Source organism: Cytophagales bacterium (assembly GCA_019456305.1).
In the GTDB taxonomy this organism is placed as follows: Bacteria; Bacteroidota; Bacteroidia; order Cytophagales; family VRUD01; genus VRUD01.
In genome coordinates, this window is sequence record VRUD01000045.1 from 1 (window position 1) to 13,885 (window position 13,885).

General features: G+C 36.3%; 11 protein-coding genes. 1 reads left to right on the plus strand and 10 read right to left on the minus strand.

Annotated features, from left to right (window positions below):
* Positions 1-164 precede the first annotated feature (164 nt).
* On the minus strand, positions 165-467 hold the full coding sequence (locus tag FVQ77_10565; GenBank protein ID MBW8050755.1) for a hypothetical protein: 303 nt from the start codon (positions 465-467) through the stop codon (positions 165-167).
* A 281-nt stretch (positions 468-748) separates the two neighbouring features.
* Between FVQ77_10565 and FVQ77_10570 the strand changes: the two genes are divergently transcribed.
* Positions 749-2,029, plus strand: coding sequence for a hypothetical protein (locus FVQ77_10570; protein MBW8050756.1), 1,281 nt, complete (start codon positions 749-751; stop codon positions 2,027-2,029).
* Here FVQ77_10570 and FVQ77_10575 read toward each other — a convergent pair.
* From FVQ77_10575 to FVQ77_10615, 9 genes are all read right to left on the minus strand, one after another.
* Positions 2,026-3,840, minus strand: a complete 1,815-nt coding sequence (locus FVQ77_10575; GenBank protein ID MBW8050757.1) for a hypothetical protein — start codon at positions 3,838-3,840, stop codon at positions 2,026-2,028. The two genes, FVQ77_10570 and FVQ77_10575, sit on opposite strands and share 4 nt — an antisense overlap.
* Before the next feature lie 137 nt (positions 3,841-3,977).
* Positions 3,978-4,646, minus strand: coding sequence for a DUF2490 domain-containing protein (locus FVQ77_10580; protein MBW8050758.1), 669 nt, complete (start codon positions 4,644-4,646; stop codon positions 3,978-3,980).
* Positions 4,647-4,671: 25 nt separating this feature from the next.
* The gene (locus tag FVQ77_10585) at positions 4,672-5,331 is read right to left on the minus strand and encodes a DUF4956 domain-containing protein (protein ID MBW8050759.1); all 660 of its coding nucleotides are present in this window, start codon (positions 5,329-5,331) and stop codon (positions 4,672-4,674) included.
* Positions 5,309-6,124, minus strand: a complete 816-nt coding sequence (locus FVQ77_10590; protein ID MBW8050760.1) for a polyphosphate polymerase domain-containing protein — start codon at positions 6,122-6,124, stop codon at positions 5,309-5,311. The genes FVQ77_10585 and FVQ77_10590 overlap by 23 nt, the downstream gene beginning before the upstream one ends.
* A 229-nt stretch (positions 6,125-6,353) precedes the next feature.
* Positions 6,354-7,166: a hypothetical protein gene (locus tag FVQ77_10595; protein MBW8050761.1), complete on the minus strand. Its 813-nt coding sequence runs from the start codon at positions 7,164-7,166 to the stop codon at positions 6,354-6,356.
* A 9-nt stretch (positions 7,167-7,175) separates the two neighbouring features.
* Entirely contained in the window at positions 7,176-7,748 is a 573-nt protein-coding gene (locus FVQ77_10600) for a histidine phosphatase family protein (GenBank protein MBW8050762.1), read from the minus strand.
* 202 nt (positions 7,749-7,950) lie between these two features.
* Positions 7,951-11,610, minus strand: a complete 3,660-nt coding sequence (locus FVQ77_10605) for a T9SS type A sorting domain-containing protein (protein MBW8050763.1) — start codon at positions 11,608-11,610, stop codon at positions 7,951-7,953.
* A 15-nt stretch (positions 11,611-11,625) separates the two neighbouring features.
* Positions 11,626-11,805, minus strand: coding sequence for a 2-oxoisovalerate dehydrogenase (locus FVQ77_10610; protein ID MBW8050764.1), 180 nt, complete (start codon positions 11,803-11,805; stop codon positions 11,626-11,628).
* Between the two features lie 210 nt (positions 11,806-12,015).
* Positions 12,016-13,704: a T9SS type A sorting domain-containing protein gene (locus FVQ77_10615; GenBank protein ID MBW8050765.1), complete on the minus strand. Its 1,689-nt coding sequence runs from the start codon at positions 13,702-13,704 to the stop codon at positions 12,016-12,018.
* Positions 13,705-13,885 lie beyond the last annotated feature (181 nt).

Consider the following 13,885-nt stretch of genomic DNA (forward strand, 5'->3'; position numbering starts at 1 on the left):
ACTTGCTGACATGCAAGTCGCATGTTCTTACGGTTAATTACTTTCTCAATCATCTCGTTTACTATTCATTGTATTCCTGTTCCGCTTATCGCAAGGCTGGTCACTCCTCACATAACTTATGTGCGGAGTGAAGCCTCCTTACAGCATTTGGAACAACTTAACGTTCAGTCCTTCGTTGGTTTGTGAGACTTCCACCTATCTTTTGGTGGCTCGTTGCTACAACTACTATGACCTCTGCTGACTTCTTGGCGCATAGAAACCGAATCTATTCCAAGACCTCCCCAGGTAAGGGCATTATCTTTCACCCGATGCCTGGTACATCTACATACTGCCATCTTTGGTAGTGGTCGGGCGTTGCAAAGATGTGCTTGCTTACCCATGACAGTATGCCTCTTATGTACTTCCTGTTCGTCAGTACCGGGTTTTGCAGTCTCGCTTCCTTCAGTGTAACCCTCACGGGAAACCACCTTGCGACTTGCTAATGCTTCCGGGCGTTACCCCAGCGCATAAGGGACTTGCACCCTCAAGATAATTCAAAGAACTTTCGTACCTTTGCGGTACGTGTTCTGCCCATGCTGGGCACACACATTGTGCAAAGCAAATTGGGCGGAAAGGTTCGTCATTAAAGGGTTTTAGTTTTCTTGAGGGTTTGTTTCGGGGGAAAGTGACAAAGCAGTAAAAGCCCAACTTGCTTTGCACCTAGCCGTTCCCCCCGAGTACTCGGGGGGATTAACTTTTTTATCACTTCATGAAAAAATCGGATACAAAATTAATCATTTTATTTTTTGCTATTGCTTTCACGATACTATTCAGGGTTTTTGTGGAAGAAACGGGTTACATAAGCCCGGATTCTGAATATTATTTAGAGTGCGCGCAGAACTTGGTAGATGGGGTAGGGTTTTATATGTCTTTTGAGGATAGAAAAGTGTTTTTTTCTGCCTGGCCTGTAGGGTATCCGGTTATGATTTTCCTCTTTTCAAAACTGACAGGCTTAAATGTTTTTTGGAGTTCAAAATGTCTTAACATCTTTTTTATTGGCCTTTGCTTTTTATTTTTCAGAAAACTTTTTAAGGAAAAGTCATGGTTTATAGGATTAATTTTCTGTGCTTTTACATTTATGGAAATATTTTCATACACATGGTCGGAAGCGCCATTTATATTTGGCTTGCTGTGGCTGTGTGTATCCATAGATAGAGTGCATGGCCCCGCCACAATTGGCGGGGCTGTACCCTTTGTACCTTGCGCATGGTACAAAAATTATTGGCTTTTTAGTATCTTTTTTTCCTGTACATTTTTATTTCTCTGCCGATATATAGGGATTTTTAGTTTTGGGGTAGTTGGATCAATAGGTATTTATTTTATAATTAAAAAGCAGTATAAGGCCTCATTACAGTTGATTGCTGTATGTCTCCTGTTAATTATGCTAACATCTTTGTATTTATATAACAATTATTTACATACCGGGCATTTATTTGGAGCAGAGAGGATAGCGCCAACGGAAAGTAACCTGGAATTAACGTTAATGCTGCTCAAAGCTCAGATAAACGAGTTTTTCATAATAAGAAATTATTACTTTAAAGATTATTTCGATATAATTTTTATTATTACGGCATTATTTCAAATAACTTTATTTGTATTTATTTTTTTGAAATATATATTTAAAAAAGAAACAAAATTTAAATTAAATAAAAACGATCATTTAACGATTACCTTTTTTCTTGTTGGTTGCAGCTATTGGGTCATAGTAGTAATTCTGAGATGGTTTATGCCTTTTGATCAGTTTAATTATAGAATCCTGGGACCTGCTACTTTTATGTTTTTGTTAACAATTATAAGTTACTTGATAAATGGGCAAAGAAAGGCTTTATATTCTAAGATCAGTAAATATATCGTATTGCTCTTTATAATCTCATTACTACACAGCCTTCCTAAGATGTATATCTATAAAAAAATAGTAACAAAAGTTTATAATTGTCAAGGAAAAAGTAAAAAGGAAAAAGTAAAAAGTGAATTTATACTTTTTTTTTAATTTAGATTTTTAGGTTTAACTCTTTCATACACTTTTTCAGAAATTTGAAAAACTGTATGTGTGTACTCAAAGACCAATTTATAATTTGCCGAATCAATCCCGAGTGCCTCCCGATAGGACCGGGATGGGCGGGATGAAGTATTTGATATCACAAAATCATATAATACTTCACCCTGAGGCGTGTGTGTGTCAATCCTTAAATTTTGATCTTCTTCTATGTATTTAAGCCTGGTATAAAAATCAAAAAAACACTCGTCATTTTGTATAAAAACAGAGGTTGGTTTTTGATTAAAAATATACTCAATGCTCTCATTCAAGGCAGCAAGAAAGGCTGAACTTTCTTTATCATTCTTGATTTTGATACTGTACTGTATAAAACCGATGACCGGGATAGAGATAAGCGTGCATATAAAAAGCATTTTATATATTAATTTATTGTGAAATGCTTTTTTGAGCAGCCATACAAGTATGAGAGCGACTGAAATGTAATTGATGAACGTGAGATATGTCCAAACACGATAGGGCGGGAACGATCTTTTCAGTAATAATACCAATAAAGTGGTTATAATGAAAATTAGAAACAATATAAGCCACCTTTTTTGAAAAAAAAGCCTCTTATCTTTTTCAAATAAAATATAAAAACCGGGAATTACCAGTATGCCTGCAATTATATACCCCTTTTTTGAAACCCCAAATATGTAATTTATTGATTCTGCTGATTCAACTTCCAGGATTTTGAGGAATTTTGTAAATTCTGTTGGCATTATCCAACTGTTGTTTATCACAGCATCAATACCGCTTATTAAAAAGACGGGCAAGTAAACGATAAAAACACCCAAAGAAATAGCCAGAGCAGAAAGCAACATCTTTTTCTGCAAATTTAAGCCCTTCTCCAAAAATCCAATAAACAAACCATAAGCTATCAGACCTGTAAAAGGAATGATAAAAACGGGTATGGTGTATGCTGCGAAAATAGATGAAACAACAAAAATATAGAGGTAAATCAGTTTTTTCCGGTTGGTGGTAAATTTAAATAGTGTAAATGCAGAGATCAGGGTGAATAAGCTCATTAACATATATCCCCTTCCCTGAAGGGCATGATAGCTTGGGGAAAACAGAAATGCCAATAAAGTAACGGAAAGGAAAGCCGGGTCAAAGCCAAAAAGATGTTTAACAAATATGAAAATTATAATTAGTAAAATAATATTACTGATCAATGATGGTGCACGCACAGCCCACATCGGTTCCGGTATGATGAGATCAAAAAAACCGCTGATCATATTAAAGAATATATGATTATTTGGTTCGGGATAATAACTACATGTTACAAAAAATTCCTGGTGTGAAAAAAACACATAAGAAAAAACCTCATCAATGCCAAAAGGGAATTTATAAAAATAAAAACAACGATGAAAAATAGTTGCAGCCAATATAATCCCTAAAAGAAATTTCTGATTTTTATTCAATGAAGCTATCGTTTGATAAGCTTTTCGGATTAGCTCCCGGAACTCATTCCAGGTATACTGAATAAATATTGATATTTGATCAGCATACTTCCATATAAAATACAAACAACAAAAATATAAAGTAGATAAGCCGATCAGTACAGATCTTAAAATCAAAAAGCGATCAAAGGTGAGATAGTTTTTGTCAAAATCACGAATTTTGTAAATGTCCGAATAATTGGTTTTTATTAGTTTTATTAATAGCAGGTAATCAGTAAAACAAACCAGGGCGGAAACAATTAATAATGTTAAGAATACAGCTATTCCTATTACCCGGGTTATAAAAATCTGTTTTTTTTTTGACATTCAATATATGAGTCCACTCTAAAAAGTCTTTTTTGCCACAAAAGCACAAAAACACAAAATCCCACTAAAAATTAACTAATTGATTTTCAGGGTTTTGTGGGATTTAGTGCTTTGGTGTTTTAGTGGCATTTTTATTTTTATAGTAACGTAAAACTATACCCCATCCCGATCACATGGTCTAATGCCGGATTATTTACATTTATCTCCCTTTGATATAAATAAAAAAGGGTTAAATCACTTTTTTTGTTTAACCTGAAATCCAGGCCCAAAAATAAACGATATTTTTGAAACTCATTCGGTTTATTGCGAATGCGGTAATACAATTCACCAGCAACGAATGGATCAACTAGCCTTGAAGCATTATAGGATACAGCCAATTTATTTCTGAGAAATTTTCTGGGATTTCTTCCCTGCCCAGGGTAGAGGACCTGATAACGGAGCCTGTAATTAAGTCTGACGGGAAATTTTTTCTTCCGGTATCTGGCAAGCAGGTCACCAGCAATTCTTTGACGTATCCTAATATTTCCAGCGTTAGTTTGCCTGATAATGAATCTATAGTTTGCCCGAATACGAATGTATTTGCTAATACGATACCTTAGCGCCAAATTGGTGAATGTAGTTTTAAAACGTAAATTGTTTTGATTTAATTGATCTAAGCGCAGTTGTTGTTCACCACTAATACGGAACTCTTTTGAAAGGTTATAATTCAATTGAGCGCTGGGCCAAAATTCAAGATCCTGGGTTTGGGCAAGAATTTTGAAGGAATATAGGATCGCTAAAAAAAATACAAATGTAAGTTTGGTCATTTGTCATGGTTATAGTAATTCAATATTAATTTTGAGTTACTATTTTTTCGTAATAATAAATCTTCAGCCTGGCAGTATCTCTTAAAAAATTGATGCTCACAATATCAACTCTGTGAATATCAAGCCCTGTGCGTTCTCTCAGATCTTTAATGAGCTGATCATATTTTTCAGGATTGATCAATTCGATTTTTTCGTAGTTGATGTCTTTAATAAGTTCTTTTTTCTGGAACCATATTCTTTCAAGCCCATAAATAGTAAATACGATGACAACGTTGGTAAATAGCAGCTCAGCATAGCTTACTTTTTTACTTGAAAGTGCGTTTATCACTCCCATCGTTATGATCACAAACAAATAGGTCATCTCTCTGATAGGTATTGTTTCTGTACGATACCTGAGTATAGAAAAAACAGCAAAAAGTCCGAAAGCAAAACCAATCTTTAGTTTTACGTTACTGAGTAAGATACATACCAGGAATATCGTAATATTGAAAAGAAAGTAAGTAAACAAGTACTGCTTCTGTTTATATATCGGATAAAAGATCAACCTGATGATGATAAAAACAAACAACAGGTTTATGGCAAATCTGAACACCAGCTCTCCAAGATCGTTTACATCTATAAGCTGGCTACCGAAAAATTTTATTTTTTCCAGCGCTCCAATATCAAACAATAGTAATGTTTTCATGGCCTAGTTTTTTGAGTGTTAATAATTTAGGTTTGAACAAATTATATTTCAGGTCCTTAAACAATAAAACCGAACCAATACAGTATTTACTTATGCGCATAGGATAAATACGGGTCTTGCGCATTAGCTGAATAAAATCAGAGCTGATTGTATATTTTTCCTGTTTTACTTCTGCAATAACCAAATTAGATAAATCTACCGTGCCGCCATGCCTATCCCGTAGGGAAGAATGACCGTATCGGGATGTTTCTGTCTGAGAGACTGAATATTTCAGATTGTAGTCAATAGTTATCCGTTCTTTCGTTTGCACTTCTACCAACGTTAAGCGGGTGAATTTATTCCACAATTTCGGAACCAATTCATCAGGACTTATTGTAGAATTTTCTACAATAAACTTTTTGCTTTTTTGGGACAAAACAGGGTTCATTTTAGTTTTTCTCACCCTTTTTTTCATAGTTCTACCCTTGTTGTTTTTGTATTTTATTTCCAGAAAGCATAGATCAGAATCAATGTATTGTCTGTACCTGACTTTATAGCGGTTTAATTTACCATTGTGGTGTTTGGTATAAAGCAAAAAGTCCTGGTTATCAAAATAGAGTGTATGATAATTTTGTGAGCGGGTTTTAGCTATTTGCAGTATCCGGTATTTGTCACTGAGTTTTCCCAGGATCAATGGCAATAAGTCTCTTTTAAAAACAAACTTCGTGTCCCTTCTGTCCATAAGCTTTACAGCATCCATTTCATCAAGATTTATGGGATGGAATTGAGCTAATTGTGTAGAAATTGATTCCAATTTTAGTTTTTAGTTTAAAATAAATTGTTCTAAAACTTCCATAAAATCTTTCATATTTTTAAACATTTCCAATACCTTTTTTTTAGTAAAAGTTACGAAAGGTTTATAATCACCTTCACAGCGATTTTTAAATGCATCATCGATAATTGTAAAATATTTATATTCTATGAGTTTATTTTTCATATTAAGAGACGCCCAAATTGGGCGTCTGTACATTCCATTAGGTTCGTTAACAGTTTCCACATTCAATAATTACGATGTCTGGCGCTGTAAGTTCCTGGTAGTCTATTGTAATTTCGACTCCAATTTTAACAGGAAGTTCAACAATATTAAATAAGTTACTTTTAGTAGTATCAATTGAATAAGCAAAAAGGGTATAGGTGTTTTTTCTCAATCCTTGAAATTGATAATATCCATTCGGATCTGTTCTAAAATCATCAGTGTAAATATCATCATTTCCATAGATTAAATATACCCGTTCTTTAGCCACATAATATTCTTTTACAAATACCCAACTTCCATCAATTGGATTATAATCATAAACTTTGGCTTTTACTCTTCCGCTAATAGTTGAAAACCCTGTGGCATCTTCTTTAATAATAACAATGTCAGGGGCATTTACAGTCTGTTTATTTTTTGTTATTTCCAACTTAATTTCGACAGGATAAATACCACTCACATAGTTGCCGGTAGTGTCTTGTGAATAAGCAAATAAGGTATAAGTCCCTTTTCTCAACCACTGGAAACGGTAATAACCGTCCGGGTCGGTTCTAAAGTCGGTACTATAAATATTATCATCACCATAAATGATATAAACCCGTTCTTCAGCGACATAATACTCATCTTTTTTTACCCATTTCCATTCTCCATTGATTAAGCTATGATGGTAGTCCAGCACTTTCACCCTACCTTGTATCATAGAGGTGCCGCCCTCGCCTGGTTCTTTTTTGCAGGAATTGAAGACAAACAATGCTGCTATTATTAATAAGAGTGATAGTATTTCAACGTATCTGAATTTCAATGTTTTTTTCAATTTTTTCATTGTTCATTTTTATTCTTTATACTTTTTAGGATACTCAAAGAAAATCACTTTTCCGCTGTTTTTTTTAATCTTATTCCATCCTGACACATCAAAACCAATAGCTACAACACCTGTAGTAGGTACATTATCAAAATAGTGTTTGGTAAGATAATTTGCTAAACTTGTAAAACCTGGGTTATGTCCAACAAGCATAACGCTCTTTAAAGAATCATTTAGCTGCTCAATAATGTCACGAAGATCTGATACACTTGCCATATAGATTTCTTCATTAGTAACTATTTTATCTATAGGATATTTTATTTCTTTAGCTAAGATATGAGCTGTAGTAATAGCTCTTTTTGCCGGGCTTGAAATGATCAGTTCCGGCTTAACACCTTTGGAAGCAAGTATTTTACCCATCATGGGCGCATCTTTTTCGCCTCTTTTTTTTAACGGGCGCTCAAAATCAGATAAATCAGGGTCAGTCCAACTGGATTTAGCATGACGGGCGATATACAATGTCTTGGGAATCGCAGCGATGCCATCCCTCAAAGGGATGGCATCGCTTGTTGAATGAATTTTACTATCGCATTTAGCGCCCATAAACAGACATAGTATCACAATAGCAGTATATGGTATGATTTTCATTCTTGATTTATATTAAAGCTAAACCGCAAGCTCTATCTTTTCATTTCTTTGAAGATTATTAATCACTTCGTTACTTAACAGCTTCTTTTTAACAGAAGAATTAAGTTTATATTCTTGACTCTCAGATATCAAACTACTGTAAGGAATTTTTAAATATTTACTCAAACACCAATTTACCCCTGTTCAAATATCCATCACCTGAAAATACTTTATAAATATAAATACCTGACGGAAATTGATTTTGAATAATTATTTCCTCCTCTTTTATATTATCTCTACGAAAAACTTCTCTGCCGGTTATATCCATTAATAAAAAAGTAAAAGTAGCAGCAGTTCCCTCCCCGCCTTTGGCGGGGTTCGGGACAAGCTTTTCAGGATTGATTTCCAGCACAAGATAATCCTGAACGGGATTAGGATAAACTGCAACCACATCGTCAACAAAGATATTATCTGATTCAGGCACGCTGGTAGTAGCACAAGGAATGAAAGCCGTGCCCGGTGATCCTCGATAACAACCGGCAAACCAGCTTGATGGATTATTCAAATCTACGGTAGGGTCTAAAAGTTCCAACGTCCATCCCAGGCCGTTTGGCTCATTGGGCCATGGTGGAGTGGTACCGTATGTTGCTGACAGATAAAGGTTCATTTGCTGATTGTATAGACGAAGTGGCTCCCCGTAAATGCTCAATCCAAAGTTAAAAGGTCCGATGACATTGCTTACATTGGGAAACCGGTTAAAAAACTTAGCCGTATCGGCACAAAGCACCAAATATTCATCCGGGCTTAATATCGTACTATCTGGAATAATAAAACTATTCTGCTCGTTGCCATCTTTGAAAACCCAGCCGGAGATATCCATTGCCTCGGTGCTATAGTTATGCAACTCAATCCAATCGCCTGGATTTGTCCCGGCAAAAGAGCGGTAATTGATCTCGCTGATAGTGACTCTCGGTGTATCCGGTGCGCCAAAGAAATAGGCGGTGAATACATCATTGGTATCAGGATTGAATGTTAAAGAAATATTATTATCAGGTGCAGGATACTTGATATTGGATTGCCAGAAAGAAAAGGTAAAACCCGGATTGGGAATGGCAGTAATGGTTATAGGGACACTGTCAAAGTAAATGCCCGCCCAGGGAAATTGCTCAATATCAACGGTATTGATCCTGATCTTTCCGGCATTGGGAGGATTGACATTCAGGGTAACGGGAACTTGTTGTTTTAAGTTAAATACCTGTTGAATATGCTGCCTGGCAAAAATTTGCCTGTTATTATTATTTGAGATCAGGTCAGGAATATTAAAATTTATCCAATCGTCATAACTTCCTCTTCCAGGGGTGCCAAATTCATATTCATAAAATCCCCCTCCCCATCTTTCAAATTGCCGGGGCATTTCGGCATCCAGCGTATCGCGAAACTGATAAACCAGTGTTGAAAAATATTGTGGAGTGAAAATAGTGTTTATCAGGTCGGCAGACCTGTTAATAAACGCATTTCTAAAACTGAGATTTTCTAATAAAAGCTTGGCGAAAATCTCAGCATGAAAATCAAAAAAAAGGCCATTCTCAATGCAATACCATGGATTGCTGACGCTGTCACAGGCCTTGTCAATAGTCCACTGTAAACCGTTAAAAGAGGGAGGATTCCAATTAGAAAATCCAAAATCCAGGTCCCATAATATGTACCTCCATTTCGCACCGTCTTTCCTTTCCCTCCAGTACCTGACATTATTACCTAACCAGTCACCGTTGTTGGTATGAATTTCTACAGCGAAATAATCAATGAAATTGTCAATGTCGAGCCAGGATTTTACGGTTTCATAATTTACAGAGTCATTAAGGTCATTTAAAAACATAAATATTAAAAATTCATACCATTTTTCCTGATCTCCTACCATCACCGCTCCACCATATTCCAGCAGATCAATGCTATCCGGGTCTACACCGTGATTACTAGCAATGAAGTGCTCGTTAATTTTTTCCCGAATGTTATACACCCCCCAGTATTTGCCATTGAGATAAACAACGCAGGGTTGATAGGATTCCGCGTCAATATCGGTATTGGTAATAGCTAACTTTTGAATGATCGCATCTCTAAAATGTGGGATATTAAAATCGTTTCCGGCATTTCTGAGCACAAATTGCTTAAAGCTGTATATCTCCTTGTCAGGAAAAAGTTTGTAATTGATTCTTGAAACACCATAATCTTCCCTGGCAATGATCTTAAAGCTCTTTTGTGGGTTAGACCTCGACCAGTTGCCAAATATTTTCAGCCCCACATCCTGTTCAAAGCCCTGGCTGCGTTGTTTGTCATAATATTCAATATGAACAGGGATTTCTGTACGCTTCCAGAAGTTAGCATTGAAAAACGGAACTCCGTCTGCAGAATCTACATTAGGGCCTTTAATATAAATTCCCTTGATCGGATCCCAGAGATTTTCAGGATTGGTGGTGATGGATATTACAGGCAAGGTGGGCGATGTGGGATCGTTATGAAAATAAGTGTTTGATACGATATTGCTTGTGAGCAGTGTATCATGATAAGATCGTGCACGGATAACCATTGTTGAATCAATATTAATGGGGACTGTATAAGGGATGGAAGTGGAATCGGGGATGCTGCCATCAGTCGTGTACCGGGTATAAGCGCCCTGTATTGAGTTAGAGATGCTCAGTATCTGCACAGTAGAGTAAAAACCACCATCAACAGAAAAGGACGGGTCTGCAACATAACCGGTAAATCCTGCAGAATTATTGTTTGTAGAATCTGGTGTTGGTTTTCCAAAAAACACCGTAGTTGAACTCCCATCTGGTAAACGACCTATGGAATTGTCAATTTGCATGGTGTCAATGACTATTTGATCGAGAATTAAGCCCATTGAGTCGGATAAGGAGAGAATTTCTCCTGCCTGTTCTAATTTGAAATTGGTATGCATCCTCGCTACCCCGATATTAAACCATTGCGGAGTGGGATCATAATTGGCAGAATTATCTTTGATCGCTAATGAAAGAAAAGGTATGGCAGACAGGTCAGAGGAAAAAGGCCCTATGTTGTGTACCTGTATGGCTAAAACATTATTCCCATTAATGAATACTGACTCGTCAACAAAGTATGTTTCTGGCAGCCCACCGGAATACATTGCGGCTTCATGGTCTTCGAAAGCAGTGAAGTTAAAAGGCGTAGGAGTGCCGTTTTCTCCGATATTAGACCTTGCTATTTCTACCCCATTGAGATAGGCAACAAAAGCATCATCGTAGTCAATATGCAAAACCGCGCTTGCAATCATACTTGTATCCACAATATTGAACACGTTTCGCATATAAACCGAAATAACAGGAGGAATTAACAAAGTGCTGTCATCTCCATCACCATAACCAATGCCACCCTGTCCCTGCTGCCATGTGGAATCATAGATAAAGAAAGAAGAAATACGCCAGGTGCTATCAGGTTCTGATGTGGGAACTGTATACCACCAGACATCATTTGGAAGTACTGCTGTTTCCCAGTGATCAAAAAACGTAACGCGATTTTTCCCGGAGGCAAAGAGCGTGAGATAATCATTCGGGCCAATTATTACGTCAGGGAATGTCCATTTATTTAATTGCCATGTATTATCACTGATAATATACCCCTCCAGATTAACCGGGCTGCTATCTGTATTGTAAAGTTCTATCCAGTCGGTAGCTTCTCCATCTTCGTCAAAAATAGTGGTAGCATTGGCTGAGGATACTTCGTTTATGACAATTTGTGCTTTAAGCAATTTAAAATGCAATAACACTAAAAACAATACAATTACATATGTATTAGTTCGCTTCATGATGCTTACAGGAGATTAAAATAATCGGACTATTTTAGGGTGTTTGCCTTCATCAAAATGACATATGATAGCATCTTTGATCATATCTTTTAATTCAGGCACAGTATCAGCTTCTGTAAATATACTCTCACCCAGTGCTTTTGCTGCGTATCCACCTTCAGGGGATTCTTCTATAATAAAAATTATTTCGTTCATATTTCTTAATTTTTTGTTTTCAACAAATATAACGTATTTATTCTGATCATGTTTAGTTTTTGATTTATTCTTAATAGCCCTTCAGTATCTGTACAATCTGTTTCGTATTTTTTACCATCAGATGCTTCTAATTGCAGTTGTACGATAATTTCGTACAACTGATAAAAGCCCTCATTAATGAGCTTTCTTTTTAAACAATAGATTAACCATCTACATTTTAACCCATTTCCGCTGATAATTAACCCCATCAATATTTAATCGTACAATATAAATACCGGCAGCAAAATCACCGGATCCAATATAAAATTTATGAGCACCGCTTGTCATTTCGGTTTTTCCGCCAAAGGCAAATCCACCTTTGGCGGAATTTACAATTACCTGCTTTCTGCCATACAAATCAACAACCGAAAGTTCAACAGGGGCGTTATCATTTAAATAAAAACTGATAAAAACATTGTCCCTTCCGGGATTGGGATAAACTTGAAACCTGAAACTTGAAACCTGAAACTTTTCCAGACCTGTTGCAACAATTACTGTATAGAAAGTATCAACAGAACAAGGATTTGAAGCAATCAGCATAACGTCTTTCGTTCCGGGTGTTGAATAAAGATGTCTTGGATTCTCTTCAGCGCTTGTTCCATTTACAGGGTCATCAAAATCCCAGAAATAACCTATGGCTCCGGTAGAAGTATTTACAAATAACACCGAATCGGAAAGCGTATTGGGGTCAACCCAAAATCCTGCCTGCACATCTTCATATACCTTTACTTCAATACTTGCCAGCTCCCAGCAAGAAGATGTATCGCTTAAGTAAACACTATAGACGCTTGTAATATCAGGAGTGACTAAAATAGAGTTTGTTGTATCTCCTGTTGACCAAAGATGGGTAGTGCCGCCTGTTACTGTTAAAGCAATGGTATCTCCGGTACAAATGTTAGTATCGGGTGTAATGGTATATGAAATAGGGCTGCAATAAATACAACTACCGTCATCCTGGTTGGCTAATGGGTTGTAATTATTAGCTGTTGTATCGGTACATCCGTACATAACAAGTGGAACGTTCAGGATTTCAAAGTAACCAATTGTGTCAAACATATCTGTATGGGCAATTATGACAGGATGTCTTACATTCTTTACATAATAATGGTAATAATAGAGTGTATCCAAACCACCGGAATCGAAATTTCCATTTATGAAAACACTGTCATACTTATATTCAACATATTTTACTCTGAGCACGTTATTATAAAAGTTGAATGGAGTAGATAATGTGCCCCATCCGTCCACAACAATATTTTTAAAAGTATGATAATATATATCTATGGCGGTAGCTCCAACAAAAAAATTAATTATACCAAGTGAGTATTCTGTTTCTGAATAGCCGTAGGTATATTGATTTGAAAGCAGGGTATCCACAACAGATGGTAAATATTTTATATGAAGTGTGTCAACCTGGATGGTATCGGTAAAATAACCTATCCATGTCATACCATTTTTCCACCAGGCATTATTATCAGATGTGTAATAAATGTATTGTTCTAGATCTCCCGGAAAGTGCTGTGCAACATTTGTACCCGGATGCTCACCGGCAAATGGTGTTGTACCAGGGTCTGAATAATTAATTGTATCGGGATTGGTGGTACCTAAGTATTGCTCCGCAACCCAGTTAGGTATTACCCAAACATTGGAGAAATTATATTCCTGACCTGCACCCGGCCCGCCCAGGTTGTTTATTACACCCTCAGCTACGGCATAATAACGGGTGAATGAAGAGCCGGGAACAGGAAAGTTATTGCTGTCAAGTGTAATTTGGGCAATGCCGGTGACCTGGAATAAAAACAGGTAAAAAAACATAAACCCCCACACTAAAACTCTGCAAAATGAAATTGATTTCATCATGGAAAGCGCTTATTAAGACCTTTCTTTGTGCTGTGCTGCTTTGTTTTCGTCAATAGTATCTTTAATTGTAACTATCAGCATTATGGTCGCCATGGTAAGGATAATTACTCCCGTAATAATAACAAATATCATTTTTTTAAAAAGAATATATCCTAAAAAATTCTATTTCTATCTTTATTTT